Consider the following 25,747-nt stretch of genomic DNA (forward strand, 5'->3'; position numbering starts at 1 on the left):
TGTTAGCCTGCCACCTCATCCAGCATTTCTTTCTTATCAATATCGGGATCTTCTATAACAAGGTTTTCAAGAATAAACACCTGCCTGTCCGGTGTATTCTTCCCCATATAGAATTCCAGCAACTGATCTATGGTCTGATCTTTTCCTATTACCACAGGTTCCAGACGGATATCTTTGCCAATGAAGTGCTTGAACTCATCCGGCGAAATCTCTCCCAGACCTTTAAATCGGGTGATCTCCGGGTTTTTACCAAGTTCGTTCAATGCTTTTATTCTTTCCGCTTCGGTGTAGCAGTACCTTGTTTCTTTTTTATTCCTCACCCGGAACAATGGGGTCTGAAGAATATAAAGGTGTCCGTTCTTGATCAGATCAGGGAAAAACTGAAGAAAGAATGTAATCATCAGCAGGCGGATGTGCATACCATCCACATCGGCATCGGTAGAGATAATCACCTGGTTGTATCTTAAGTCTTCAAGGCTTTCTTCAATATTCAAAGCGGCCTGAAGGAGGTTAAATTCTTCATTTTCGTACACCACTTTTTTGGTCAGTCCATAGCAGTTCAGGGGCTTCCCTTTTAATGAGAATACGGCCTGGGTCTCCACATCCCTGGATTTGGTAATAGATCCGGATGCAGAATCTCCTTCGGTAATGAAGATCTGGGTCTCCCTTTTCTTTCATTTTTCTGGTCGTTATAATGCTGTCTGCAATCCCTGAGCTTTTTATTGTGAAGGGAAACTTTTTAGCTCTTTCTCTTGCCAGTTTCTGGATTCCTGAAAGTTCTTTCCTTTCTCTTTCGGAGATAAGAATCTTTCTTTGGATCGCTTCGGCAATTTCAGGATTTTTATGAAGGAAATTATCCAGTTTGCTTTTCAGGAAATCAATGATGAACGTCCTTACGGTAGGGCCATTTGGTCCCATATCGTTGGATCCCAACTTTGTTTTGGTCTGGGATTCAAATACAGGCTCCTCAACGTTAATAGAAATGGCTGCAATAATAGATTTCCTGATGTCTGAGGCATCAAAGTTTTTATTGAAGAATTCACGGATCGTTTTTACGTAGGCTTCACGGAAGGCATTAAGGTGTGTTCCACCCTGCGTGGTGTTCTGTCCGTTCACAAAAGAAAAATACGTTTCTGTCTGTGATTTGTCGGAATGGGTGATCGCAACTTCTATATCAGTATCTTTCAGGTGAACGATGGAGTAGAGAATTTCGTTTTCCATTTCTTCTTCCAAAAGATCTTTAAGACCGTTTTCAGAATAATAGGTTTCCCCGTTGAAAAGAATTTTCAGCCCCGGGTTCAGATACGCATAATTGCGCAGCATTTTCTCTATGTATTCCTTCCTGTACTTGAAATGCAGAAAGATATCCCCGTCCGGAATAAAGGAAATTTCAGTACCATTGCGGTCCGAGGTATCTTTTTCATCGTAATTTTCCGTTATTATTCCTCTGGAAAACTCGGCCATCTTCATTTTTCCTTCACGGAAAGACCGTACCCGGAAATATTCTGAAAGGGCATTAACGGCTTTGGTACCTACCCCGTTCAGTCCGACCGATTTTTTGAAGGCTTTGCTGTCATACTTACCTCCTGTATTCATTTTGGAAACAGCATCCACAACTTTTCCCAGGGGAATCCCACGGCCAAAGTCACGGATGGTAACTTTACCATCGTCCAGTTTTATTTCAATTCTTTTTCCTGCCTTCATCCTGAACTCATCGATAGAGTTATCGAGAATTTCTTTCAGCAGAATGTAAATACCGTCATCAGCAGAGGAACCGTCCCCCAGCTTCCCGATGTACATTCCGGGGCGCAAACGGATGTGTTCCTGCCAGTCGAGGGTTCTGATATTATCTTCGGAGTAGATTGGATTTATTTCTTGTGACATATGTAATTTCAGCAAACACACAAAAGTACGAAATTGTACAAGATTATCCGAATTTTTTCGATTCGTTTTTTGCAATTTTTCACCTGAAATAATGTACTATTCTTAATCAAATTCTGTATTCACAGAATTATTCAATCTGAAGTGAAAAAACTGTTTATTTTTTTCTCATTTTTTCATTTTATGATTTTTAAGAGCAACTTACCGGATGTTTCCATGTGTAAAAAGAATGAGTTTTTACACAAATTGAAAATTCAGAATAAAAGCTACTGTTCAGACTTTGTTTCAAGCTTTCTGATCATCTTTTTAAGCATTACCGGGACAATCAGCCGGTGAAAAGGGCGTACCGGGAGAAAGTACAGGACTCCCAGCCAATTGTGATACTTTACGGTAGTTGAAATGGTTAAAGAATTCACTCCCGTTTCATCCTGAAGCTGGTCATACAGAAGAGAAACCCTGAAATCCAGATGCTGATCATCTTCTCCCAAAATTATTTCGTTGGCAGTCCTGTCGAAAATCCTGAAAATACCAACCTGCTCACCTACTTCAGGATTAAAGTCATCCTGTATCTGCATTTTTTTATGGTCTGCTCCTGTTTTCAATCCGAATATTTTAACAATCGTATTCCTTAAGGCAAACATTTTCTTTCCCCATTGAGGGCTGCTGGAGAAAAAAGCCCTGCCGATTTCCGCTGTTGTGATATTTCCTGGTGTATTTACATTCCCTTGAAAGCTGTCTGCATAATCATAAAATTCCATTTCCTTTGATAAAACGGAGGCTTCCGGTAATTCAGTCTTTATAATTTTCATGGTGCTGGGTTTTGGTTTTGCTCTTACAAATGTAACCGCCCTACCACACAAACGGCCTGAGCAATCTCAGTTTTTCTTAAAAAACAACTGCATTTCATAAAAATAATTATTCATTTTGTATATAGACCGGTTGTGCAGAAACCATTCATGTACAATTTCCAAATAGCACTTTTTAGGTCTCTTTGTTTCATGATTGCGAAAAATAAATTAAATTCGGAACCATAAACCCGATGTTCATGATACAACTTCCATTATCCAAGCTTTCAGATGTAGGAACTACGATTTTCAGCCAGATGACACAGCTCGCCAATGAAAATGAGGCCATCAACCTTTCCCAGGGATTTCCTGATTTTATGCCGGATTCTGAATTGCTGCATCTGGTCAACAGTTTTATTCAAAAAGGATTCAACCAATATGCTCCGATGGGTGGCATGATCCCGCTAAAGGAGGAAATTGCAAGGAAAATAGAGAACAGCCACCGCGCCGTTTATCATCCCGATTCTGAGATTACTGTTACTGCAGGAGGGACTCAGGCCATTTTTACAGCGATCGCTACTTTTATAAAGAAAGACGATGAAGTCATTATTTTTGAACCTGCTTACGACTGTTACGAACCTACGGTAGAGCTTTTTGGAGGAATTGTAAAACGTTTTGAAATGAAAGCTCCGGATTATGAGATCGACTGGAATACGGTAAAAGGCCTGGTGAGCGATAAAACGAAAATGATCATCCTAAATAACCCGAATAATCCTTCCGGAAAGATTTTAAAAGAGAATGACCTTCAGGAGCTGATCAAGCTTGTAAAAGATACTCCAATCCTTATTCTGAGCGATGAAGTCTATGAGAATATTGTATTTAACGGGCAGCAGCATCTGAGCATCTGCCGGTATCCTGAACTTAAGGAAAGAAGCCTTCTGGTCGCTTCTTTCGGAAAGCTTTTCCATGTTACAGGCTGGAAAACCGGTTATTGTGCTGCTCCTAAAAATCTTACTGATGAATTCAGAAAAGTACACCAGTTCAATGTTTTCTGTGTGAATACCCCTATCCAGCTTGCTTTGGCTGAATACATGAAAAATGATAAACATTACAGCCAGCTGAACAGCTTTTTCCAGGAAAAAAGAGATTTCCTGCGAGAAGGTCTTGCAGGCACCTCTTTCGGGCTTCTGGACTGTGAAGGAACCTATTTCCAGGCTCTTACCTATGATCAAATATCCGATAAAAACGACTTCGATTTTGCGTCTGAGCTTACGATCCGTCATAAAGTGGCCAGTGTTCCTTTTTCATCTTTCTATAAAAACAAAAGGAATGATCATGTGATCCGGCTATGTTTTGCAAAAAAACAGGAAACCTTAGAAAAAGCAATAGAAAACCTTTCCAGGCTTTAAGTTTCAGATCAGCGGAGAAAGAAGCCTGGCCATATGCTCAAAGAAAACTTTGTACTTTGGCCTTCTTCTCCAGGAATCATAATGAATTTCTTCACAATCGTTCATATCTCCATGAAACAGATTCTGAAGTTTTTCATTGATTTCTTTATTAAAAATTAGTGCATTGACCTCAAAATTCAGTTCCTGGCTTCTTACATCCATGTTAGCCGTGCCTACGCATGAAAAATGATCATCTATAATCATGGTTTTCGCATGAATAAAGCCTTTTTTATAAAAGAAGATCCTCACTTTATTCTCAAGCAGCTCCTCGTAGTAAGAATATGCCGCCGCATTCACCACTCTTGAATCACCGGATTTAGGAACCATAAGCCTTACATCGACCCCGGAAAGGGCAGCCTGCTTAATGGCGTTCAGCACTGTTTCTACCGGAATGAAATAAGGAGTGACAATGTATATCCGCTTTTTAGCCGAAAGTACAGCCGATGCCGTACTCAGCATAATGGCCGGTTTGGTATCCGGACCGCTGGCCGCTGTCTGAATAAGCGAGTTTCCGTTTTCCTTACTTTTATGATCAAAGTAAAGCTGGGAAATTTCCGGGACTTTCTCTGTTGCAAAAATCCAGTTGCTGAAAAATAAAAACTGGAAATAGAAAGCTGCCTCACCTTTCATATAGAGATGAACGTCTCTCCAATACTGCTGAGGATTAGGATTAATATATTTATCCGAGACATTGATTCCACCTGTAAAAACTTCTGCACCATCCACAATGATGATCTTTCTGTGATCCCTGTAATTCACTCTGTTTGCCAACAGTCTGAATGTAATCTTATTGACCGGAGATACCTGAATACCTCCTTCTTTCAATCTTTTCAAAAGTTTGCGCCCGATTTTTCCACTGCCCATATCATCATAGAGAAAACGGATGATTACCCCCTCTTCTGCCTTTTTTATCAGCAGATCAGCAAGTCTGTTTCCTATCCCGTCATTATCATAAATATAATATTCCAGATGGATATGATGGACCGCTCCTTCAATGACTTTAAACACTTTTTCAAATTTACCTTCCCCATTGACCAGTATTTCCGCATGGTTTCCCTGTGACAGTGGAGAATGGCCTGCGTTGTAAAGAAAATTAACGGTGGTTAAAAACGGATCTATCTCTTCTTTATACTTTTCCAATGTTTTGTAATGAGTTTCCCGGATATAATTGCTCACAGCCTTATAAATCTGTTCGTTCCGTTCTATTTTGAAGGTATAAAATCTATTTTTACGGTAGTTAACGCCAAATACAAAGTAGATGATAACCCCGGCAACCGGCAGAAAGATGATGAGAAGGAGATAAGCGAGGGTTTTACTTGTATTTTTGGTATCCATGATGATCTTACCGGCCAGGAAGATAATTCCGACAAGATAAAGAATCTCCAACCCTACAAGGACATAGGGAAACTGGTCGAAAAACTCTTTTATCATAAATGACTTTGAGAATACTAAAGATAGTTAAATTTGCTAAAAGATTCGTGACTTTTCGTTTACCAATTATATTAAAAAAACCAGTCCATTTTAGAACTGGTTTTATTTACGTCTGATTTTAAAGGACCCTTTAACTTTATCAATCAATTATTTTTTACAGGAACATTCCTCCTGAAGCTTCTATTCTCTGTCCGTTGATCCATCCGGCATCGTCGGTACACAGAAAAGCCACAACTCCACCGATGTCATCCGGCAGTCCGGCTCTTCCCAATGCAGTGACACTGGAAATCATTGAGTTCACATTCTGGTCATCTCTTGTTCTTCCGCCGCCAAAATCAGTTTCAATAGCACCCGGTGCAATAACATTTGCTTTTATTTTACGGGAGCCAAGCTCTTTTGCCATGTATTTGGTCAGCATTTCCACACCGGCTTTCATAGAACCGTAAACAGAGGATCCCGGCAGGGCAAATCTTGCAAGTCCTGATGAAATATTGATAATTCCTCCGCCGTCATTGATGAAAGGAAGTATTTTCTGCGTCAGAAAGAAAACACCTTTAAAATGAACATTTATAATGTCGTCCAGCTGCTCTTCAGTGGTTTCTGTAATGGGAGAATATAAGGCTGTTCCTGCATTGTTGATCAGGAAATCTATGTTTGGGCTTCCCGTTTCGGTTTTCAGGTGGTCTGTAACGCTTTTCACAAATGCATCAAAACTTTTTACATCTCTGGTGTCCAGCTGGTAAGCAGCTGCTTTCTGTCCCAGTGCCTTTATTTCGCTGACAACAGCATCAGCTTCTTCACGGCTGTTTTTATAAGTAATAATAACGTCTAATCCCTTTTGGGCAATCTTAAGGGCTGCATTTTTTCCAAGCCCGCGGCTTCCTCCGGTGATTAATGCAATTTTTGTTTTTGTATTCATCTTTTTATATTGTTTGGTAATATTTAATGGTACAAAGTTGGAGAATTCTGCATAAGAAATGTTTGCCCGAATCAATCTGAAATTTGCAAAATTCAAATCATGAGCGGAATTCCATAGGAGTAAAAGAAGTTTTTCTTTTAAAGAAGTTGGAAAAATGGGCAATTTCTTCAAAACCCAGCGCATAGGATATTTCGGAAACATTCCATTTTGTCTGTCTCAGGAGGATTTTAGCTTCCTGAATCAGGCGGTCGGCAATAAATTCCGTGGTCGTTTTTCCGGTACTTTCCTTAAGTTTTTTATTCAGGTAATTGACATGAACGGCCAGCCGGTCTGCATAATCTTTTGCCGTTTTCAGTTCCAGCCTCTGATCTGAAGATTCTATTGGAAACTGCCTTTCCAGAAGTTCTATGAATAATGAAACCACTCTTAATGAAGCATCATTTGAAGCGGAAAGCTTTGCTGCAGGCTGTAATTTCTGTCCATAATGAATCAGCTCCAGAACATAATTCCTGATTAAATCATATTTAAAAATATAATCGGATTCTATTTCTTTTTTTATTTTTGAAAACAAGATTTCTATTTCATCTGCCAGTTTATCATCAATTTCAAATACAGGAATATTGCCCGGCTGAAAAATCGGCAGGTCTTCCAGTGAAAACCGGGATTGTGCCTTAATGAAAAAATCTTCTGTAAATACACAGAAACTACCTGACTGATCGGGGTCTTCGGGTACCCAATGATAAGGAACTTTTGGTGTTGCAAATAACAAAGCATTTTTTTTGATCGCAATGACTTTATCTGCATATTCTGCCCTGTTCTTTCCTCTGATCAGGCTTATTTTATAATATTTCCTTCTGTTATATGGCATTTCTGCAGTAGATTTCACCCTTTCAATAGTCTGCCGGATATCGAATACGTTAAAATGCCCGATATCTTTATGAAGTCCTTTCGGAAAAATACTTTCTATATCTTTTCCCAGTTTGGCCGTCATCTCTTTATAAAAATCTTCAAGAGACGTATGAGTGATTTTTTCCATAACTGACGATTTGTAAAATTCAAATATACAAAGTTAACGGATTTGAAACCGGAAAAATATTTTTACATTTTTCCACATCATGTGACATACCTATAGATATTTTTCTTACCTTAGTTTTAAACTAACTCATTAAAAATCAAAACTTATGAAAAATCAAAATTTAGCCAAAGGAAAAAAACTGAACAAAAAGCAATTAAGAAGCATCACAGGTGGATTAATGGATTGCATTGATCCTATGACCGGTGCCTGCAGTAAAATATCAATAGGCTGCGCACAGCTGCAGTGCAGACCAGGAATAGAGCCTTAATAAAACAAAAAGAGCCATTCTTCATGGGATGGCTTTTTTGAACGATAAAAAGAAAATGCTTCAGAGGTTATCCCTGAAGCATTTTCTATTACAAACTAACTTTTAATATTTTCTTATACGTTGAATCTGAAGTGCATGATATCACCATCCTGAACAACATATTCTTTACCTTCTACAGAAAGCTTTCCGGCTTCTTTAATCTTCACTTCGGAACCGTAAGTAATATAATCATTATACTTGATTACTTCCGCACGGATAAATCCTTTTTCGAAGTCGGAGTGAATTACTCCTGCAGCCTGTGGAGCAGTCCATCCCTGCCCGATTGTCCAGGCTCTCACTTCTTTCACTCCAGCCGTAAAATAGGTCTGAAGTTTCAACAAGTCGTAAGCTTTTCTGATCAGACGGTTAACTCCCGGCTCTTCAAGTCCCAATTCTTCAAGGAATATTTCTCTTTCTTCGAAAGTTTCCAGCTCATTGATATCTGCTTCGATCTGCGCTGCTAAAACAACAATCTCCGCACCTTCACTTTTAGCCATTGCATCGATTTTTTCTACCCATTCGTTACCGTTTTTGATAGAATTTTCGTCTACATTACAAACATATAGTACAGGCTTTTTCGTTAAAAGCTGGATATCATCAATAATTGGCTGAGTTAAATCATTTACCGGGAATTCTCTTGCATTTTTACCGTCTTCAATGAATTTTTCAAGGCTTTGAAGGGTTTCGTAAACAAGAATATCGTCTTTTTTACCTGATTTAATGAATTTTTTAGCTTTTTCCACAGCTTTTCCAACCGTTTCAAGGTCTTTAAGCTGTAATTCGATGTCGATAATTTCTTTATCTCTCAACGGATCTACAGAACCTTCAACGTGGATGATATTTCCATTGTCAAAGCATCTTAAAACATGGATAATAGCCTCACATTCGCGGATGTTGGCAAGAAACTGGTTTCCCAATCCTTCTCCTTTGCTGGCTCCTTTCACAAGACCTGCAATATCAACGATTTCAACTACAGCGGGCAATACTCTCTCCGGATTTACTATTTTTTCAAGCTCAAATAATCTGTGATCCGGTACAGATACCGTTCCTAAGTTCGGTTCTATCGTACAGAAAGGATAGTTTGCGGACTGTGCTTTAGCATTGCTCAAGCAGTTAAAAAGAGTTGATTTACCTACATTCGGAAGGCCTACAATTCCACATTTCATATTGTAAAATTCAAAGTTTAATATTCAATGATGCTGTTCAGTTTACAGGTTTAAAGTCTGATGTTTAAAGTTTATTCTTTATCAGCTTCGGACCACTGAACTTTCAGCCTGCAAAGATAGTGATTTTAAAGGGAGTTTCATAATAAAAAAATCTGCCGATAATCTGGCAGATTTTTAATAATTTTTGTTCACCCATTCGGTTTTTATGGGTTATCTCCGGTAGCTTCCTGTGCTAAAGGCACATCATTGGGAGTTTCCTGTAATGTTTTATCTAAAGTGAATAAAGATTCATCCGTAGCACGGTCACCACCAGCAATTTTCAGTTTATCGATCAGGTTGCTGGCCAATGTTTCTTCTTCGATCTGTTCCTGTACAAACCACTGCATAAAGTTCCAGGTTGCCCAATCTTTTTCTTCCAATGCCAGGTCTACAATTCTGTAAATGGCTGTAGTATTGTCAACTTCGTGTTTAAATACACCGTCAAAACATGCCGTTAAAGATTCAGGATCTGCAGGAGGAGCCGGAATGGCATCTACTTTTGGTTTTCCTCCTCTGTTGAGCACGTATTCCATAAATTTAATAGAATGGTTTCTTTCTTCCTGGGCATGTCTGTAAAGGAAATTGGCAATTCCCTGATATCCTTTATCATCTGCCCAGATCCCGTACGATAAAAAAACATGTGATGCGTGAATTTCTTTGTTCATCTGATCGCTCAATGCTTTTTCAATGGTCGGGGAAAGTCTGTTGGTATTCATAATGATATATTTTTTGGTGATTATGAAAATAATAATGCAAAAATGATTCCGTCCGGAGTTTATTTTTAACCATTTACTTTAAATTTCATTTACATAGAACTGATCTTCATTATTTTAAGCTAATAATTTATAGTTATTCTAAAATAAAAACCAGCTCTTTTCTGAACCGGTTTTCTTTATTTTATTCAATTAATTTTTATTTAATTTTCTTTGCCATATAATCACTTTCGTTTCCAAGCCTGTCCACTGCTTTTATGGCAACTGCATTCAGGTTTCTGCCTCCTTTAGATTTCGGAATGTCTTTTGAAAGGTTATCCAGTGTAAGGATTTCTGTTTCCCAGACTCCGTTATATTGAGTGAAAAGAATCCATTGGAAAACGTTTCCGATATTTTTCGTACTCCAGCTGGCCTGAATAAAGCTTCCGTTATTTGCTGTAAATAAAGTGGGTGTTTGTAGAGGAACTGCCTTAATCCAAGGTGTTTTCGGAACTAATGCTTTTTCGCTATAAGGTCCGTTTTTAAGGGTTGGAAGCATGTTTGCATTTTTTGTTAACCCTGCAATACTCCAGTGAATTTCTCCGGCATCGTTCTTTAAGACCTGTCTGGAAATTTCAATCTGATTTTTAATTTCTGTTGGCCGGTCTGATACTTTAATTTCAACGGTATTGAGGCCCGGCCAGAGATGGCGGTTCATTGTGTTTTCAGATTTCCACCAGTTCAGTAACGCTTCAAAGCCCTGCCCTTGGGCATCGATAGGCCAGTAAAGCTGTGGAGAGAAATAATCGACCCAGCCTTTATTCAGCCATAATTTTGCATCTGCGTATAATTCGTCGTATTGAGAAGATCCCACAATTCCTGCAGGATATCCGGGTTTCCAGATCCCGAACGGACTGATCCCGAATCTTACATAATCTTTCTCGGCATGAATCTCTTTGTAAATTCTTTCTACAAATTTATTAACGTTATCTCTTCTCCAGTCTGCCCTGGATAATGTTCCGCCATTTCTCAGGTATTCGTTCCAGGTTGCATTATCGGGAAAATCGGCTCCTCTGTTATAAGTGGCATAAGGGTAAAAATAATCATCAAAATGAATGGCATCGATATCATATCTTTTCACAATATCTTTTACAACATTGGAAACATGGCCCTGGGTTTTAGGGTTAGCAGGATCGAACCAATACATTCCGTTTTTCAATCTGACAACAATATCAGAAAGTTTATTTACCATAGACAAGCTGTTTACCGCTCCTCCGTTGGTATGATGGGCACGGTAAGGGTTTAGCCACACATGCAGCTCCAGACCTCTTTTATGGGCTTCTTCGATCCAGAACTGAAGAGGGTCATAGTTCGGGTAAGGTGCTGTCCCGGTCTGCCCGGTCAGAAAATATGACCAAGGTTCTATATTACTTGTGTAAAGGGCATCTGCAGAAGGTCTGATCTGGAAGATTGCCGCGTTGAAATTGTTATCTTTCAGCATATCTAGCATGCTGATAGCTTCTGCCTTTTGCTGATCAACTGTTAAATTATTTCTTGAAGGCCAGTTGATATTGGCTACACTTGCGATCCAGGCTCCGCGAAATTCTCTTTTAACTTCCGGAAGAACCGTTCTGAAGTTCTCATCAGCTGGCGTTACAGGTTTTACTGTGGTAACCGGATCTTTTGGTTTTGTGATATTGCTGGTAGGTTTGGCTGGTGGTGTTTTTATTGTATTGTTCTGTACGGAGCATGAATTACTTAATGACATGGCAGCTCCCAACAGACACATTATTTTTATATTGATTATTTTCATAATTACAAAAATAGCTCAATTTTTTAAAACCCGTCAAAAGAACCTCAGATATAGTATGACAATAATTTCTCTAGGTTTAAATAAAATTCCCACTACAATGAGTGGGAAATGATATTATTTAAAACCAGAAACAAGTATTAACTAACATAATGATGCTGCCATACTTAAAGCTTTTTGACAATCTCCATTTGGATCTGTATAACAGGATGGGCTACCCTGTCTATTAGAGCAAGATACACATTGTTTGCAACCACTGCCTCCTCCATCACTTCCTTCACAACAAGCTTCATCAAGATCACCTCCATTACCTTTGATGTTTTTTAAGTAAACTCTCGAAATTTTTTTCAAATTTTTCATATTTATAATAGTTTTTAAAATTAGGTTACAAATATATAAATTATTCCATACCACACAAACAATTTAATAATTAATTAAAAATTATCACAAATAACTGAAAAGATCCATCTTCCAAAAATTCAACAAAAAAGCCCCGAAAAATTCGAGGCCTTTATAGATATGTATAATAATTTCTTATGCTTTCGCTGATCTTTCCACTCTTTTTCTTTCTTCTTCAGAAAGGAGTTTCTTTCTCATTCTGATGAAGTTTGGAGTTACTTCAATGGCTTCATCACCCTGGATATATTCCATACATTCTTCCAGTGAGAATAAGATTTTAGGTGCAACACCGGTATCTTTATCTTTTCCTGAAGCTCTCATGTTGTTCAGCTGTTTTGCTTCCACGATATTTACTACTAAGTCTCCAGGTTTGTTTTGTTCACCAATGATCATTCCTGCATAGATTTCCTCACCCGGATCAACGAAGAATTTACCTCTGTCCTGTAGTTTAGCGATAGAATATTCTGTAGCAGGACCTTGTGTTTTGCTGATCAATACTCCATTGTTTCTTCCTGGAATTGCTCCTTTGAAAGGCTTATATTCTGTGAAACGGTGTGCCATAATAGCTTCACCGGCAGTGGCCGTCAACATCTGAGAACGCAATCCGATCAAACCTCTTGAAGGAATTTCGAATTCCATATGCTGCATCTCCCCTTTTGTTTCCATGATGTGAAGGTCACCTTTTCTCTGAGTTGCCAAATCGATAACTCTTGAAGCATATTCTTCAGGAACGTCAACAACCAAAGATTCGTAAGGCTCACATTTCTCACCGTCAATTTCTCTCAGGATAACCTGTGGCTGACCGATAGTCATTTCGTAACCTTCTCTTCTCATCGTTTCTATCAAAACTGACAAGTGAAGAATACCTCTACCAAAAACAAGGAAAGTGTTGGCATCATCAGTCTGCTGAACTCTTAATGCAAGGTTTTTCTCAAGTTCTTTTGTCAATCTCTCTTTAAGGTGGTTGGAAGTTACATATTTACCGTCTTTTCCGAAGAAAGGTGAATTGTTGATGGAGAACGTCATATTCAATGTAGGTTCATCAATAGCAGTTCTTTCCAATGGTTCAGGATTTTCAAGATCTACAAATGAATCCCCGATCTGGAAAGAATCGAAACCAACTACAGCACAGATATCTCCTGCCTGTACTTCAGATACTTTTTTCTTTCCTAAACCTTCGAAAACATAAAGCTCCTTTACTTTTCCTTTTACCACTTTTCCGTCTGCCTGTGCAAGACCGATCCATTGAGATTCTTTAAGTTCTCCTCTTGTTACTTTCCCGATTGCAATTCTTCCTAAGAATGAAGAGTAATCAAGGGAAGTGATCTGCATCTGTAGGTTACCTTCCGTTACTTTCGGTGCAGGAACATATTGTAAAATCCCATCTAATAATGGTAAAATATCTTCAGTTTGCTCTAATGAAGTGTTGAACCAACCTTGTTTTGAAGATCCGTAGAATGTTGGGAAATCCAACTGTTCTTCAGTAGCTTCAAGGTTGAAGAATAAGTCGAATACCTGATCGTGAACTTCATCCGGACGACAGTTTGGCTTATCTACTTTGTTGATCACCACCAATGGTCTAAGTCCTAATTCCAATGCTTTCTGAAGTACGAATCTTGTCTGAGGCATAGGTCCTTCAAAGGCATCAACCAATAGAATTACCCCGTCTGCCATTTTCAAAACTCTTTCTACCTCACCACCGAAATCGGCGTGACCAGGAGTATCGATTACATTAATCTTAGTATCTTTATAGGTAACAGAAATATTTTTGGATAAGATCGTAATCCCTCTTTCTCTTTCAAGGTCATTGTTATCCATTATTAATTCTCCACTTTCCTGATTTTCTCTGAAAATGTTTGTAGCATGAATAATCTTGTCAACCAAAGTCGTCTTCCCGTGGTCAACGTGTGCGATAATCGCAATATTTCTAATGTTTTGCATGAATGATTTTTACGGGTGCAAAAATAGTGTTTTTTAATGAATAATGAGCAAGAATATGGATTAATTAACAAATTCATAATGAGAAATTTATGCAAAATCTTTTAAATCCCCGATAAAATAATATACGTCAAGTTCTGGCGCTGGCTGCATTTATCTTTGCTTCAGTAGTTTTTCTACAGGAAACAAGTATAATAACATAAAAAAACGAAAAAAATGGCAACAATTGAATTAAATGACCCGTTTACAGGTGAATGGACCTGTTTTTAGAAACAGAACATGCCTATGATGAAACAACAGATATTAATGATAATATGTGTGATGATATCATCTATAAGAAAATCAACAATAAATATTACAGAAGAATATTAGTTGATGACACGGTAAATGTGAAGTGGTTTGGCGCTAAGGGTGATGGTGAAACAGATGACACGCAAGCGATAAAAAACGCTATCCGCTCTTTCCATTCGGTAAGATTAGACCCTGGTCAATATATCATCAATTCTACTATTGAAATTCCGATGGAATTTTCAGGACTCAGCATTTCAGGAAGCGGCAGTGATATTTGGGATAAAAACAGTACTATTCTTACAACAAAAAACTCAAATACACTTTTTAGAGGTGTAGCAGGACTAAATACTTTCAAAATTTCAAATCTTATTTTTAACGGAAAACATGATGATCATGCTACTATATCAGGAACTATTGCCATGGATTTTACTGAAGGTGGCGGATTGATTCTGGACAGAGTAGTGGTAAAAAATTTCTCTGAATATGGTTTATATTCCAAAAGAGGTCTATTAAGAATAGAAAACTGTTATTTCAGAGATAATAAAATTGGTGCTCAAATATATTCGGACAGCAGTATCTCCAATTCTGAATTCGCTGCAGGAGATATTCCTTTAAGACTGGTTGCCGGAGGAAACAGATTGGTCAATGTATGGTGTAATTCAGGAAAGGTTTCATGTCTGGATATCGAGCCTCTGGATACCAATACAGGTCACCAAAACACGTCTATCACTAATTTATATATTGGTGAAGTGGATAGTCCAACCGAAGCGTATGCTATTCGGATCAGGGGTAATGATATTAAAAGAGTACAGCAGGTTCAGATCAGCAATTCATTCTTCGTTCATGCTACCGGTAACTCAATAAACGGACTCGTTTATGCAGACAAAGCTGACGAAATTATTCTGAATGGTATCAATGTTTTAGGTAGAGGCCTATACTCAACCGCAAATGATTACACCAGTCATTTTGTTAAAGGAATTAATTCCAATAGAATTACAATTTCCTCAAGTGTCATTAATGGTATCAATAAAAATGCTATCTACCAAGGAAGTAATTGCTATGATTGGGAAATATTTAACAATATCTTCAATAACTGTGGTGATCATATTGCCGTTAATGATGAAGGAGCAAATATTTACGTAGCTGAAACACTGGGAAGAACCTCCGTGATCGGCAACAAATTTTTAGTGGCAAGCGGAAGTTCCGTTCCATATGCTGCCTATGTTTCCAGTATTGACAGCTTGAACTGGGATAGTAATTTCATTTCTTATCCTAACGCCATCATTGTAAAGGACCCTACTTATACCGGTTCGTCTGAAACCAACTTTTCCGGTTCTTTTTATAGAAATGGAAACGACTTTAAAACAATAAACAAAGTAGCTCTGACAGCCAGTTATTTTGATCATGGATTTGTACGTCCAAACAAAAACTTAAAACATGCACAATTCTTTTACGATAATAATCTCAGAAAGCCAATTTGGTATGATGGCTTGGATTCTGCGTGGAAAGATAGTACAGGAACAGTAGTGTAAATTAAAATAATAAAATATCCCGAGTTTATAGTCTTATTATTATATAAAAAGAGCTGTTTTTCCAGGAAAGCAGCTCTTCATTTTCTGTATTTAACAAGTTATTTTTAGCCTTACATCAACAGGAATTTCGTGGTTTTACTTTAAAGATTAATCTTAATAATATTTTTCAAAAAGTAAATACATATAGCCTGAACCAAAACTATAAGCGCAAATTTCAGTAAGAAAGATGTTTTTGAAATCTTATGCCTGAAAATAAGCATCCCTAAAACCGCTCCCACCGTTCCTCCTATAAAAGTTATTCCTAAAAGTGTACTTTCTGGGATTCTTCTTTTATGTTTGACTGAAAGCCTCTTGTCCCATCCAAAAACGATGAACGCAAACAGGTTTAATGTAAGCAGAATGTATAGCATGATCATGGTGCAAAAGTAGTAATAAATAAACGGTGGCTTCGAGTGCCTCAGCCACCTTATATTTGTCCTTTGATATAAAATTGTGTTTTATTATTTAAATATGAATAAAACTATTTTCCGGCTGTATTTCCAAGGTGGCTGAGGCACTCGAAGCCACCTTACCCTTCAGAAAGTAAGTCTCTGTAAGCTATTGCTAGCTGGGGCAGCAATTCAGGATGTCCGTTAATCAAAGCTTCTTTTTCTTACGGCTCCAGCCCTGTACCTGTTTCTCCCGGTAAAAAGCAAGATCAATACGTTCATACTCTTCAAAATAGATCAGTTTAACGGGAAGTCTTTTTTTCGTATGATTCGAACCTTCGCCTACCTGGTGTTGAAGGATTCTTCGTTCAAGATCATTTGTACTTCCGGTATAATAACTTCCGTCAGCACATAATAAAATGTACATCCAGCCTTGGATCTTTTCTTTCATATTTGCGTTTTCATAAATATAAAAGTTTTTATTATTCTGATGGCTTGATTTTCCCGGATTACATAAAAAAGCTGCTTTTATAAAAAAGCAGCCTTCGTATTGTTTGTATCTAACAAATTATTTTTTAGCTTTTACATCAACACCAATTTCGATGTCTTTGCTGATCATCCATTCAGCAGGATCTGCTTCTGAAGTACCGAATTTAAGTCCCCAGTCTGCTCTGTTTACTGTAAATTTAGCCTGAACAGAAGCTGAATTATCTGTTACATCTACTTTAGCAGGGAACGTTACATTCACTGTTTTTCCTGATAATGTAAGGTTTCCGCTTACTGTTTTATTAGCTCCTGCAATTGCATCTTTAGGCGCATCTTTCAGATCTGTAACACTTGTAATTTTGAAATCTGAAGTAGGGTTTTTCGCTACATCAAAGAAGTCAGGGTTTTTCAGGTGAGCTTCAAGATCTCCAGGTTTTTTATCTTTTTCAGTTACTGAAGCAGGATCTACTTTGATAGTGTTCATATCGATTACAAAGTTTCCGGCAGTTAACTGACCTCCTTCAACGCTAAGATCTCCTGATTTTACGTTAAGTGTTCCCCAACGAGGAGCCATTCCCCCTTTGTGGAAAGCTTTCCAGTTAACTACTGAAGTAGCAACATCCACTGCCAGTACCTCTCCTTTACTTTCTGCCACTTTCTGTTCTGTAGCTGTAGCAGCAGTATCTGCTGATTTTTCTTTATTACAAGATGCTGCAAGCAATCCTACTCCTACCAATGCAATTACACTAAGTTTTTTCATATTATTTATTGTTTTAAAAAATTTAATTAAAATTTAAATTTCAGGATTCAAAAATAGAAAAACCATACCACATATTATCTTAACATACATCAAGAAATGAAAAATTTTATTCTTACTTAAGATATGACAGCCTGAAATGACCGTCCGAAATTATTTCACTCCATAGCAAAATTGCCTATTTTAGCTGTTTAAAATTTAAAATGAACACAACAAGCTATATAAAACAAATTCTTGATATCCCTGAAAAAAGCATCAGCAACACCCTTCAATTATTGGCAGAAGACTGCACCATTCCTTTTATTTCCCGTTACAGGAAAGATAAGACCGGAAATCTTGATGAAGTCCAGATCCAACAGATCTCAAAAATAAGCAAACAGTTTGAAGAAATTGTAAAGCGAAAGGAAAGTATTTTAAAATCAATTGAAGAACAGAACGCTTTAACCTCAGAATTAAAGCAGAGAATAGAAGAAAGCTTCGATATTGTAGAGCTTGAAGATTTATACCTGCCCTTCAAAAAACGTAGAAAAACGAAGGCGGATACTGCAAAAGAAAAAGGATTGGAGCCCTTAGCAAAGATCATTATGAGCCAGAAAAATAACGACTTAGCGTTTCTGGCATCAAAATACCTCAATAATGATGTTCCTTCTGAAGAGGAAGCACTTCAGGGAGCAAGGGACATCATGGCGGAATGGATTAACGAAAATATGTATGTGCGTAAAAACCTGCGCCGTCTGTTTCAGCGTAAGGCTATAATCACTTCCAAAGCCATTAAAGCCAAAAAAGATGAAGAAGAAGCTCAGAAATTCTCCCAATATTTTGAATGGGAAGAGAATCTTAACAGAACTCCTTCTCACCGACTTCTGGCCATGCTCAGAGCCGAATCCGAAGGTTTTGTGAAACTGAATATCGGGATCAATAAGGAAGAAGCCGTTGATTTTATCGAAAAAGCCATCATCAAATCTAATAATGAAAGCTCAGAGCAGATCGCTCTGGCTATAAAAGACAGCTACAAAAGACTTCTTGAACCGGCCATTTCCAATGAGGCTTTGCAGGAAGCCAAAGAAAAAGCCGACAAAAAAGCAATTGAAATATTTTCTGAAAACCTGAGCCAGCTGCTTCTGGCCCCGCCTTTAGGCGAAAAAAGGATTCTGGCAATCGATCCGGGATACAAAAGCGGCTGCAAAGTAGTCTGTCTTGATGAAAAGGGAGACCTTCTGCATAATGAAACCCTCTACCCTCACGCCCCTCAGAATGAAAGCGGAATGGCCATGAAAAAGATCCGTTCCATGGTCAACGCTTACAACATCGAAGCCATTTCGATCGGAAACGGAACAGCAAGCCGTGAAACAGAGTTTTTCATTAAAAAAATCGCTTTCGATAAGCCGTTGCAGGTTTTTGTAGTTTCGGAGGCTGGTGCATCGGTGTATTCTGCAAGTAAAATTGCAAGGGATGAATTTCCATCTTATGATGTGACCGTACGTGGTGCTGTTTCTATCGGAAGAAGGCTGGCTGATCCTCTGGCAGAACTGGTAAAAATTGATGCAAAATCAATTGGTGTAGGGCAATACCAACATGATGTAGACCAGACACAATTGAAAAACGAACTTGATTCTACCGTAATGAAGTGTGTAAACTCTGTGGGAATCAACTTGAATACTGCAAGCAAATCACTTTTGAGCTATGTTTCAGGAATTGGGGAGAAAATGGCAGAAAATATCATCAGTTACCGGACGGAAAATGGTGCTTTTGAAGACAGGAAGCAATTGAAGAAAGTTCCGAGACTTGGTGAAAAAGCCTATCAGCAGGCTGCCGCCTTTGTAAGAATCGCCAACGCGAAAAATCCACTCGATAATTCAGCAGTACATCCAGAAGCTTATGGAATTGTAGAAAAAATGGCTAAAGATTTAGGAATCAAAACCAATGAACTGATTGCCAGCAAAGAAAAAACAGCTTTGATAAAACCTGAAAATTATGTGACTGAGGAAATAGGGATTCTCGGAATCAAAGATATCCTGAAAGAGCTTGAAAAACCTGGATTAGATCCCAGAAAAGCAGCTAAAGTATTTGAATTTGATCCCAATGTAAAAAGCATAAAAGATTTAAAGCCAGGAATGATCCTTCCGGGAATTGTCAATAATATTACGGCTTTCGGATGTTTTGTAGATATGGGAATCAAAGAAAGCGGCCTTGTCCATATTTCCCAGCTGAAAGACGGATTCGTTTCCGATGTGAACGAAGTGGTAAAGCTTCATCAGCATGTCCGTGTAAGAGTAACGGAAGTAGATGAAGCCAGAAAAAGAGTACAGCTAAGCATGATTTTATAGTTATCTGTAAGATCTTCAATAGTATAATCAACAAAGTAATCATACCTTGAAATATAAAAATTTAATTTTCGACCTGGACGGGACACTTTGGGATTCCAGAGCTACAATTATCAAAATCTGGAATGAAGTGTTAAATAAGCACGGGTTAATCAAACAAGATTTAAAACCTGAAGATATGAACCAATATATGGGTTTGCTGGCCGATCATATTTTAAAAGATATGGTTCCAGGAATTTCCGATCAGCTGGTTCATAAGGTACTTTCCGAAATTGTACAAGAAGAAAATAAAGTGCTGCACCAATATGGCGGCATTCTTTATGACGGTGTAGCAGAAGCGCTGAAAAGCATGGCAAAAAACCGTAGTCTGTTTATTGTCAGCAACTGTCAGGACGGCTATATAGAATCGTTTTTAGCCTATAATAAATTCGGTGATCTGTTTACCGATTTTGAATCTTATGGCCGGACCAGGAAACCAAAAGCTGAAAACATCAAGCTGATTATGGAAAGAAATAATTTAAGCACTGAAAGCACAGTTTATATTGGTGATACGCAAACCGATTACAATTCTGCAAAAATGAATCATCTACCGTTTATTTTCTGTGGATATGGCTTTGGAAAACTGGATACCCCTGAATATCAGCCTTCAGTTTCAAAATTTCCGGATATTGAATTTCATATTTAAAAAAACTTTCTTTTATAAGAAAAAAGGCTGCACAGATTATTGTGCAGCCTTTATTTTTAAGCTTGAAAATTTATATCAATGTAATCTGAAGTCTGACATCTGATATCTGATATCTGATATCTTTACTTAAAATCTTTAGAATCTCTTCTTGGTGCCTTTACCTCCGGCCATTTCACTGTTTCTCCTTTATCATCCTGAGGCAATACTCTTTTTTCTCTGCTGGTGAATTCAGGATCTTCAGAGGCCATATAAGCCAATGCTGCCGTTAAAACCACATTGTTTTTTACCTCGTCAAAAACAATTTTATCATATGTATCTTTCGTTGTGTGCCAGGTGTACCCGAAATATCCCCAGTTCAGGGAACTTAAAGAAAATCCCGGCACTCCTGCCGCTACGAATGATGCATGGTCGGAACCCCCGCCGCCCGGCATTCCCGGGAAATCTGTTTTAATCTGGTCTCTCACCGTTTTCGGAACTCCGTTCAGCCATTTCCCGATATAGTTGTAAGAATCTACAAATCCCTGACCGCTGATGTTAACTACCCGTCCTGTTCCGTTATCCTGGTTGAAAACTGCCTGCACTCCTTTTATAATCTGCGGATTGTCTGCGACAAAACCCCGCGAACCGTTTAATCCCTGCTCTTCACTTCCCCACAGTCCTATCACTATAGTCCTTTTGTTGTTCGGGTAATATTTTTTCAATATTCTCATGGTTTCCAGCATGGTCAGCGTTCCTGTTCCGTTGTCTGTTGCTCCCTGAGCTCCATCCCAGGAGTCCAGATGCGCAGAAAGAATCACGTATTCTTCAGGCTTTTCCTTTCCTTTGATAATCCCAATTGTATTAAAACTTTTCGCTTCAGGAAGAACCTTTGACTGTGCTTCGATTCTGATCTTAGGTTTTGCGCCTTTTTCTGCCATTCTGTAAAGCATTCCGTAATCTTCCACATCAATATCGATCATTGGGATTTTTGATGTTTTTGCTCCGAAAATCCTGTTGGCTCCCATAATTCCCGTCCAGTTGGAAATGGCAATTCCTGCTGCTCCCGCTTTTTCCAGAGCTTCAGGAAGCGTATTGTTATCATACCCGATATTTTTCACATAGTCGCGGAAGTCTTTTCCTGCCTGCTCTTTTTCTGCTTTCAGTTTTTCGTACAGTTCCGGGGTCGCAAATTCCTTGATCTGCTCATCGGAACGCCCGATCTTCTGATATTGTGCTATCAGGACAATTTTCCCTTTCGCAGAGGGAATCCATGCATCAAATTCAGCTTTGGAAGAAACTTTCGGAAGGATAATTACCTCGGCTTCTACTGCTTTTTTCGTTGCCGGGCTCCACGCAAGCTGGGTTGCTGTTAATGATTTTACACGGGGATAGGTCATATCTACGTGTGTAATCCCGCGCTGCCATCCTTTCCAGGTTCCAAACTGCTGAAGGCTGGATTCTATTCCCCATGAACGGAGTTTAGCAGCAGACCATTCGTTGGCGGCCAACATCTCTGGCGTTCCCACCAATCGGGGACCAATACCGTCCAGAAGTTCATAAGCCATATTTTCCAGCTGAGAACTGTTGTTGATTTCATCTACAAAGCTTTTTACAACAGGATCCAGCTTTTCTTTAGGATCAACCTTCACCTGAGCCCATGAGAACTGGGCGGCCAGCACAACGGCAGGCACAGCAAAAAATCTATTTATCTTCATAACATATATTGAATGCTTAAAGATAACAGAATTTGCCTGAATAAAGAAGAAAACTCACGGATAAGAGGAATATTTTACAGATTTTCAGGTTTGATTTCTACAAAAAATAGATTTCAAAAGTGATCGTCTTAAAATCTAACTCAATATTTATTATTTTTCATTGATAAAGGCCTGTTCGTCGGCCGAAAGAAGTGTTGCATCTTCTTTTTCTTCTTTCACAGGAACATTTTCCCAGATGTTTTTAGCGAAATCTACTTTCTGAGAAAGACCTTCTTTATTTGATTTTTCAAAAGTGTTATAAATAATCTCCCGGCTGAATTTCCTTTCATGCTTCCTGCCCAGATAGAAAGCGGAATATTTATCTCCTTCAAATCTGGTAAGGGCCGGTAAATACATTCCGTCTTTTTTATAAAAATCAAAGATAAGCGAGGCATCTCCGAGCTGGTAATCGTATTCTATTCCTTCAGCTGTTTTTCTTCTCACCGGAGGATAGCCCGTCTGTACATAATGCACTTCAAAGTAAGTGATCACCTTATCAGTTTTATTATATTTAAACTCCCCTTTCAACTCGATCCCTATACCGGATTTGATTTTGAAAGTAACCAGCTGCTCGTCACCTTCTTCAGAAATCATCTTTCCCGAATATTTTGCCCCCTCACTTTTTATATGATTAAGCGTACGGTTCAGTTCAAAATTAAAGAAATAATTCCCCATGTATTCATGGGAAAATTCATTGGTTCCGGTTGTAAAAACACTGTCTCCTTTTACATTTTTCAGGTATTTTACATTATTCAGCTGCATCTGGAGAATCTCATCATAGTTTTTTCTGATACCATCCTTGTAATTATAATGATTGCTTTTGCTCCACAATTTTGTTTCGGCAATGACGAGGAAATAGAGCTTATTGTTATCCAGCCTTTTTTCTTTGTAAACTACATCATACAGGGAAGGCTCATTATAATATCTTTTATGGTAATTCTTGCTTACATCTCCAAGAAGCTTCCTGATATCTACGCTGACTATTTTTACTTCTCCAACGTTTTTGTAAGCAGGAGTCAATTTAATCTGGGAATTGAAAGCTGAAACTATTTTTTTCTGATATCCTGAAGCCGAAATTTCAAAATTCCGGGCATCCTGGCCTACAGGTGCAAACCCGTCTTCATTGGTATAAACCACCTGATTGGAAAGAATGACTCTTGCATGCGGTATAGCTTTACCGTTTTCCGAATCAATTACTTTAAGTTTCTGAGCAGAACAAAGCCCAACAAAAAGAAGCATTAAAAGGTAGGAGTATTTCATGGTCGGGAAATAAATTTAATATCAATTTCCACAAATATATGCCCGGACAGGGAAATAAGGTGATTTCCTGATAAAATTTAATAGTATTTTAACGCATACATCACCGTTAAAACCAGGAATAAGACATAAAAAAAGCCGGCTCAGAGTGAGCCGGCAGGGAACGAATTATTTTTTAGCTTCTTCTACAGAAACTTTTCTGAATTCTTTGAACAGTTTGCTAAGTTCCAAAGCTGATTTACGAGCTCTTGTCCCTGCAGCTTTGTTTCCTTTTTCTGCTTGTTGGTTAGCTTCAGTTGCGAACGCTTCGAATTCAGCGTTAATTTTTTCAATTAGTTCTTTCATTATTTTTAAAATTTAGGCTGCAAATATAGGTTTTATGGTAATTCCAGCCTAACTGAGAAAGAAAAAGTTTGAGTTAAAATGTTATTTTTTTCAGCTATTTGATCATCCACCTGATTTTCTTTACATTAAAATTAAAAATTCCGGGCTTTCTTTAAATTTTATAGGGCATTGGAGCAGGAATTCAACTATTTTTCATTCATCAATCTGATCTATTTATTTTTATTCCAAAGTTGCGATTCTTAAAATATCCCGGCCTCAGCATTGTCATCTTCATTTTATAAATTTTAAACAAAAAAACTGTAATGGTTAAATTAATGAAAACTGTATCCCTTTTGAATACAATAATCTTCTAAATTTGAATAAAAAAGATTCATGAATATAATTTCAAAATTTACGGTGGGTTCTGAAGAAGGCATTTCTGATCTTATAACCATTATCGATTCATCAGTTTATACCCTGCACAAGGACTGGGTTCCGGAAGAAGATATCAAAAAATATATAGCCGATATTGATCCCAGAAAAATGATCAATGACCTCAATGATCTCTCGAATCAGCTTATTATTACCTATGCGGATGAAAAACCTGCCGGATACAGCATTCTGAAAAGCGGTTCTGCCCATCCCACACTGCCTGAAGGAAAAAGAGCAACCGAAATCAGCTTTGTCATACTTCCCGAATTCGATTCACCGGAAATCAGAGAGTCACTTTGGAAAAAATGCCGTTCAGCGGCCAGCTTTACAGATATCATATGGCTTAATATGATTACCCATGATCCCCTCCTGGAATTTTTTAAAGAATCAGGTTTTATTATTGTTGCTGATGCTACTGCCGGACCTTTCCAGCTTCCATCTCACATTTTGAGCCTGAAAATCAACTGAGAATTATTTTTCAGAAAATTATCATATCAATCTATATAATACGGCAAGGTAAAGAGTTTTAAAGAAAATTGACAAAAACTATCATATTCATTATGATTACGTTACTCAAAATAACTTTAAGTTAACGTAGGTTTACTTATCTTTGATTTTTATAATTTTTAGATTATGAGCGATCAGCTGGAAACTATTGGAGATTATTATAAACGTGTGCGGAATGAGCAGATCAAAATGTTTGATTCCGATGATTTTGAAACGGGAAAATCCCATTTCAATGTCTCAATGCGAAGATACTGCAGTTTCAAAAGCCCTTACAACCGCCGTGATTATTACAAAATAAGCTTTATTATCGGTAAAGGAACTTTCCAGTATGGCCATCACAAGCTGTATGTTGATCGTCCTGCCCTCTTTTTTCCGTCACCTAATATTCCGTATTCATGGGAATGTGAGGGGAATTTTCAGGAAGGATATTTCTGCCTTTTCAATCAGGAGTTTTTCAGCGGAAACACAGAATTCAATCTATTTAAAAAGACTTCACTTTTCAAGGAATGGAGCAAGCCCATTGTGTTTTTAACGGACGAACAGACCCAGCTGGCAACCCTTTATTTTGAACAGATGTATAAGCTGAATAACTCGACATATCCGTTCCGCTGCAGCAGCATTAAAAGTCATCTCGCTTCCGTGATGCATCTTGCGCTGGAGAACCGAGTAGATGATATCCATCCTAATGAGCTTCCGGCCAACATTCGATTATACCGTTTATTTGATGAGCTTCTCAACAAACAGTTTCCATTGGATTCTCCAGCCTATCCTCTGGCTTTAAAGACAGCCTCTGATTTTGCTGATCATCTTAATGTGCATGTCAATCATTTGAATTCTTCAGTAAAATCGGTAACACAACTTACCACTACACAGATCATCAAGGAAAGGGTATTTGAAGAGTCCAAAAATCTGCTGAAATACACCAACTGGGATATCGCCGAAATAGGTTATACGCTTGGTTTTGAGCAGCCTTCCCATTTTAATAATTTCTTTAAAAAGCATGCGGAAGTTTCACCACTGAAATTTAAAAATGCATTTTAAATCTTTGATTTTTGTAATTTTTACTTTGTCTTTTAAAATTGATTTCAGGTATTCCTGATT

22 protein-coding genes and 1 pseudogene are annotated in these 25,747 nt (G+C 38.1%); 7 read left to right on the forward strand and 16 right to left on the reverse strand.

Annotated elements, in window-relative coordinates:
• Nucleotides 1-2: 2 nt before the first annotated feature.
• Both N4G44_RS11320 and N4G44_RS11325 read right to left on the reverse strand, forming a co-directional pair.
• Nucleotides 3-1,884 (reverse strand): annotated as a pseudogene (locus N4G44_RS11320) (DNA topoisomerase IV subunit B).
• Nucleotides 1,885-2,147: 263 nt separating this feature from the next.
• Nucleotides 2,148-2,690, reverse strand: a complete 543-nt coding sequence (locus tag N4G44_RS11325; RefSeq protein ID WP_474926856.1) for a DUF2867 domain-containing protein — start codon at nt 2,688-2,690, stop codon at nt 2,148-2,150.
• A 236-nt stretch (nt 2,691-2,926) separates the two neighbouring features.
• On the opposite strand from N4G44_RS11325, the gene N4G44_RS11330 reads away from it, so the two are divergent.
• Nucleotides 2,927-4,075: a methionine aminotransferase gene (locus tag N4G44_RS11330; protein WP_474926859.1), complete on the forward strand. Its 1,149-nt coding sequence runs from the start codon at nt 2,927-2,929 to the stop codon at nt 4,073-4,075.
• A gap of 3 nt (nt 4,076-4,078) precedes the next feature.
• Here the strand turns inward: N4G44_RS11330 and cls are convergent, their stop codons facing one another.
• The 3 genes from cls to N4G44_RS11345 all read right to left on the reverse strand — a co-directional run bounded on the left by cls (nt 4,079) and on the right by N4G44_RS11345 (nt 7,500).
• Complete coding sequence (gene cls, locus N4G44_RS11335; protein WP_474926861.1) at nt 4,079-5,545, reverse strand: cardiolipin synthase; 1,467 nt, start codon at nt 5,543-5,545, stop codon at nt 4,079-4,081.
• 154 nt (nt 5,546-5,699) lie between these two features.
• Nucleotides 5,700-6,464 carry an SDR family NAD(P)-dependent oxidoreductase gene (locus tag N4G44_RS11340; protein WP_474926863.1) on the reverse strand — a complete coding sequence of 255 codons (765 nt, stop codon included), beginning with the start codon at nt 6,462-6,464 and terminating at the stop codon, nt 5,700-5,702.
• 97 nt (nt 6,465-6,561) lie between these two features.
• Nucleotides 6,562-7,500: a helix-turn-helix domain-containing protein gene (locus N4G44_RS11345; RefSeq protein WP_474926865.1), complete on the reverse strand. Its 939-nt coding sequence runs from the start codon at nt 7,498-7,500 to the stop codon at nt 6,562-6,564.
• 145 nt (nt 7,501-7,645) lie between these two features.
• On the opposite strand from N4G44_RS11345, the gene N4G44_RS11350 reads away from it, so the two are divergent.
• Complete coding sequence (locus tag N4G44_RS11350) at nt 7,646-7,807, forward strand: bacteriocin (RefSeq protein ID WP_117614893.1); 162 nt, start codon at nt 7,646-7,648, stop codon at nt 7,805-7,807.
• A 113-nt stretch (nt 7,808-7,920) separates the two neighbouring features.
• Here N4G44_RS11350 and ychF read toward each other — a convergent pair whose 3' ends face one another.
• From ychF to typA, 5 genes are all read right to left on the reverse strand, one after another.
• Complete coding sequence (ychF, locus tag N4G44_RS11355) at nt 7,921-9,012, reverse strand: redox-regulated ATPase YchF (protein WP_474926866.1); 1,092 nt, start codon at nt 9,010-9,012, stop codon at nt 7,921-7,923.
• 203 nt (nt 9,013-9,215) lie between these two features.
• Nucleotides 9,216-9,767 (reverse strand): ferritin, encoded by a 552-nt coding sequence (locus N4G44_RS11360; protein ID WP_073059628.1) that lies wholly within the window; start codon nt 9,765-9,767, stop codon nt 9,216-9,218.
• A gap of 196 nt (nt 9,768-9,963) precedes the next feature.
• Entirely contained in the window at nt 9,964-11,556 is a 1,593-nt protein-coding gene (locus N4G44_RS11365; protein ID WP_474926870.1) for a glycoside hydrolase family 10-like protein, read from the reverse strand.
• A gap of 141 nt (nt 11,557-11,697) precedes the next feature.
• Complete coding sequence (locus N4G44_RS11370) at nt 11,698-11,913, reverse strand: bacteriocin-like protein (protein WP_474926871.1); 216 nt, start codon at nt 11,911-11,913, stop codon at nt 11,698-11,700.
• A gap of 174 nt (nt 11,914-12,087) precedes the next feature.
• The gene (typA, locus tag N4G44_RS11375; protein ID WP_474926873.1) at nt 12,088-13,893 is read right to left on the reverse strand and encodes a translational GTPase TypA; all 1,806 of its coding nucleotides are present in this window, start codon (nt 13,891-13,893) and stop codon (nt 12,088-12,090) included.
• A gap of 251 nt (nt 13,894-14,144) precedes the next feature.
• Here typA and N4G44_RS11380 point away from each other — a divergent pair, with 251 nt between their 5' ends.
• Nucleotides 14,145-15,713 carry a glycosyl hydrolase family 28-related protein gene (locus tag N4G44_RS11380; protein WP_474926876.1) on the forward strand — a complete coding sequence of 523 codons (1,569 nt, stop codon included), beginning with the start codon at nt 14,145-14,147 and terminating at the stop codon, nt 15,711-15,713.
• Between the two features lie 140 nt (nt 15,714-15,853).
• Here N4G44_RS11380 and N4G44_RS11385 read toward each other — a convergent pair whose 3' ends face one another.
• The 3 genes from N4G44_RS11385 to N4G44_RS11395 form a co-directional block, all read right to left on the reverse strand.
• Nucleotides 15,854-16,129 (reverse strand): DUF1294 domain-containing protein, encoded by a 276-nt coding sequence (locus N4G44_RS11385; RefSeq protein WP_474926878.1) that lies wholly within the window; start codon nt 16,127-16,129, stop codon nt 15,854-15,856.
• Between the two features lie 220 nt (nt 16,130-16,349).
• On the reverse strand, nt 16,350-16,592 hold the full coding sequence (locus tag N4G44_RS11390; RefSeq protein WP_474926879.1) for a GIY-YIG nuclease family protein: 243 nt from the start codon (nt 16,590-16,592) through the stop codon (nt 16,350-16,352).
• 117 nt (nt 16,593-16,709) lie between these two features.
• Nucleotides 16,710-17,387, reverse strand: a complete 678-nt coding sequence (locus N4G44_RS11395) for a YceI family protein (protein ID WP_474926881.1) — start codon at nt 17,385-17,387, stop codon at nt 16,710-16,712.
• A gap of 200 nt (nt 17,388-17,587) precedes the next feature.
• Here N4G44_RS11395 and N4G44_RS11400 point away from each other — a divergent pair, with 200 nt between their 5' ends.
• Nucleotides 17,588-19,711 carry a Tex family protein gene (locus tag N4G44_RS11400; protein WP_474926884.1) on the forward strand — a complete coding sequence of 708 codons (2,124 nt, stop codon included), beginning with the start codon at nt 17,588-17,590 and terminating at the stop codon, nt 19,709-19,711.
• A gap of 46 nt (nt 19,712-19,757) precedes the next feature.
• Nucleotides 19,758-20,393 (forward strand): HAD family hydrolase, encoded by a 636-nt coding sequence (locus N4G44_RS11405; RefSeq protein WP_474926886.1) that lies wholly within the window; start codon nt 19,758-19,760, stop codon nt 20,391-20,393.
• Between the two features lie 122 nt (nt 20,394-20,515).
• Here the strand turns inward: N4G44_RS11405 and N4G44_RS11410 are convergent, their stop codons facing one another.
• The 3 genes from N4G44_RS11410 to N4G44_RS11420 all read right to left on the reverse strand — a co-directional run bounded on the left by N4G44_RS11410 (nt 20,516) and on the right by N4G44_RS11420 (nt 23,728).
• Nucleotides 20,516-22,087, reverse strand: coding sequence for a M20/M25/M40 family metallo-hydrolase (locus N4G44_RS11410; RefSeq protein WP_474926889.1), 1,572 nt, complete (start codon nt 22,085-22,087; stop codon nt 20,516-20,518).
• Nucleotides 22,088-22,237: 150 nt separating this feature from the next.
• A complete protein-coding gene (locus N4G44_RS11415; RefSeq protein WP_474926891.1) occupies nt 22,238-23,386 on the reverse strand; it encodes a hypothetical protein in 1,149 nt (382 codons plus the stop codon).
• A gap of 165 nt (nt 23,387-23,551) precedes the next feature.
• A complete protein-coding gene (locus tag N4G44_RS11420) occupies nt 23,552-23,728 on the reverse strand; it encodes a histone H1 (RefSeq protein WP_040994607.1) in 177 nt (58 codons plus the stop codon).
• A gap of 372 nt (nt 23,729-24,100) precedes the next feature.
• Here N4G44_RS11420 and N4G44_RS11425 point away from each other — a divergent pair, with 372 nt between their 5' ends.
• Both N4G44_RS11425 and N4G44_RS11430 read left to right on the forward strand, forming a co-directional pair.
• On the forward strand, nt 24,101-24,607 hold the full coding sequence (locus N4G44_RS11425) for a hypothetical protein (RefSeq protein WP_474926894.1): 507 nt from the start codon (nt 24,101-24,103) through the stop codon (nt 24,605-24,607).
• A 165-nt stretch (nt 24,608-24,772) separates the two neighbouring features.
• Nucleotides 24,773-25,687, forward strand: a complete 915-nt coding sequence (locus N4G44_RS11430) for a helix-turn-helix domain-containing protein (RefSeq protein WP_474926895.1) — start codon at nt 24,773-24,775, stop codon at nt 25,685-25,687.
• The last annotated feature ends 60 nt before the right edge of the window (nt 25,688-25,747 follow it).

The sequence above is a fragment of the Chryseobacterium sp. GTID13 genome, from assembly GCF_056172655.1.

Coding starts and splice junctions, on each gene's coding strand:
- N4G44_RS11325 (WP_474926856.1), bottom strand. CDS start 2,690: ATGAAAATTATAAAGACTGAATTACCGGAAGCCTCCGTTTTATCAAAG.
- N4G44_RS11330 (WP_474926859.1), top strand. CDS start 2,927: ATGATACAACTTCCATTATCCAAGCTTTCAGATGTAGGAACTACGATT.
- cls (WP_474926861.1), bottom strand. CDS start 5,545: ATGATAAAAGAGTTTTTCGACCAGTTTCCCTATGTCCTTGTAGGGTTG.
- N4G44_RS11340 (WP_474926863.1), bottom strand. CDS start 6,464: ATGAATACAAAAACAAAAATTGCATTAATCACCGGAGGAAGCCGCGGG.
- N4G44_RS11345 (WP_474926865.1), bottom strand. CDS start 7,500: ATGGAAAAAATCACTCATACGTCTCTTGAAGATTTTTATAAAGAGATG.
- N4G44_RS11350 (WP_117614893.1), top strand. CDS start 7,646: ATGAAAAATCAAAATTTAGCCAAAGGAAAAAAACTGAACAAAAAGCAA.
- ychF (WP_474926866.1), bottom strand. CDS start 9,012: ATGAAATGTGGAATTGTAGGCCTTCCGAATGTAGGTAAATCAACTCTT.
- N4G44_RS11360 (WP_073059628.1), bottom strand. CDS start 9,767: ATGAATACCAACAGACTTTCCCCGACCATTGAAAAAGCATTGAGCGAT.
- N4G44_RS11365 (WP_474926870.1), bottom strand. CDS start 11,556: ATGAAAATAATCAATATAAAAATAATGTGTCTGTTGGGAGCTGCCATG.
- N4G44_RS11370 (WP_474926871.1), bottom strand. CDS start 11,913: ATGAAAAATTTGAAAAAAATTTCGAGAGTTTACTTAAAAAACATCAAA.
- typA (WP_474926873.1), bottom strand. CDS start 13,893: ATGCAAAACATTAGAAATATTGCGATTATCGCACACGTTGACCACGGG.
- N4G44_RS11380 (WP_474926876.1), top strand. CDS start 14,145: ATGGACCTGTTTTTAGAAACAGAACATGCCTATGATGAAACAACAGAT.
- N4G44_RS11385 (WP_474926878.1), bottom strand. CDS start 16,129: ATGATCATGCTATACATTCTGCTTACATTAAACCTGTTTGCGTTCATC.
- N4G44_RS11390 (WP_474926879.1), bottom strand. CDS start 16,592: ATGAAAGAAAAGATCCAAGGCTGGATGTACATTTTATTATGTGCTGAC.
- N4G44_RS11395 (WP_474926881.1), bottom strand. CDS start 17,387: ATGAAAAAACTTAGTGTAATTGCATTGGTAGGAGTAGGATTGCTTGCA.
- N4G44_RS11400 (WP_474926884.1), top strand. CDS start 17,588: ATGAACACAACAAGCTATATAAAACAAATTCTTGATATCCCTGAAAAA.
- N4G44_RS11410 (WP_474926889.1), bottom strand. CDS start 22,087: ATGAAGATAAATAGATTTTTTGCTGTGCCTGCCGTTGTGCTGGCCGCC.
- N4G44_RS11415 (WP_474926891.1), bottom strand. CDS start 23,386: ATGAAATACTCCTACCTTTTAATGCTTCTTTTTGTTGGGCTTTGTTCT.
- N4G44_RS11420 (WP_040994607.1), bottom strand. CDS start 23,728: ATGAAAGAACTAATTGAAAAAATTAACGCTGAATTCGAAGCGTTCGCA.
- N4G44_RS11425 (WP_474926894.1), top strand. CDS start 24,101: ATGAATATAATTTCAAAATTTACGGTGGGTTCTGAAGAAGGCATTTCT.
- N4G44_RS11430 (WP_474926895.1), top strand. CDS start 24,773: ATGAGCGATCAGCTGGAAACTATTGGAGATTATTATAAACGTGTGCGG.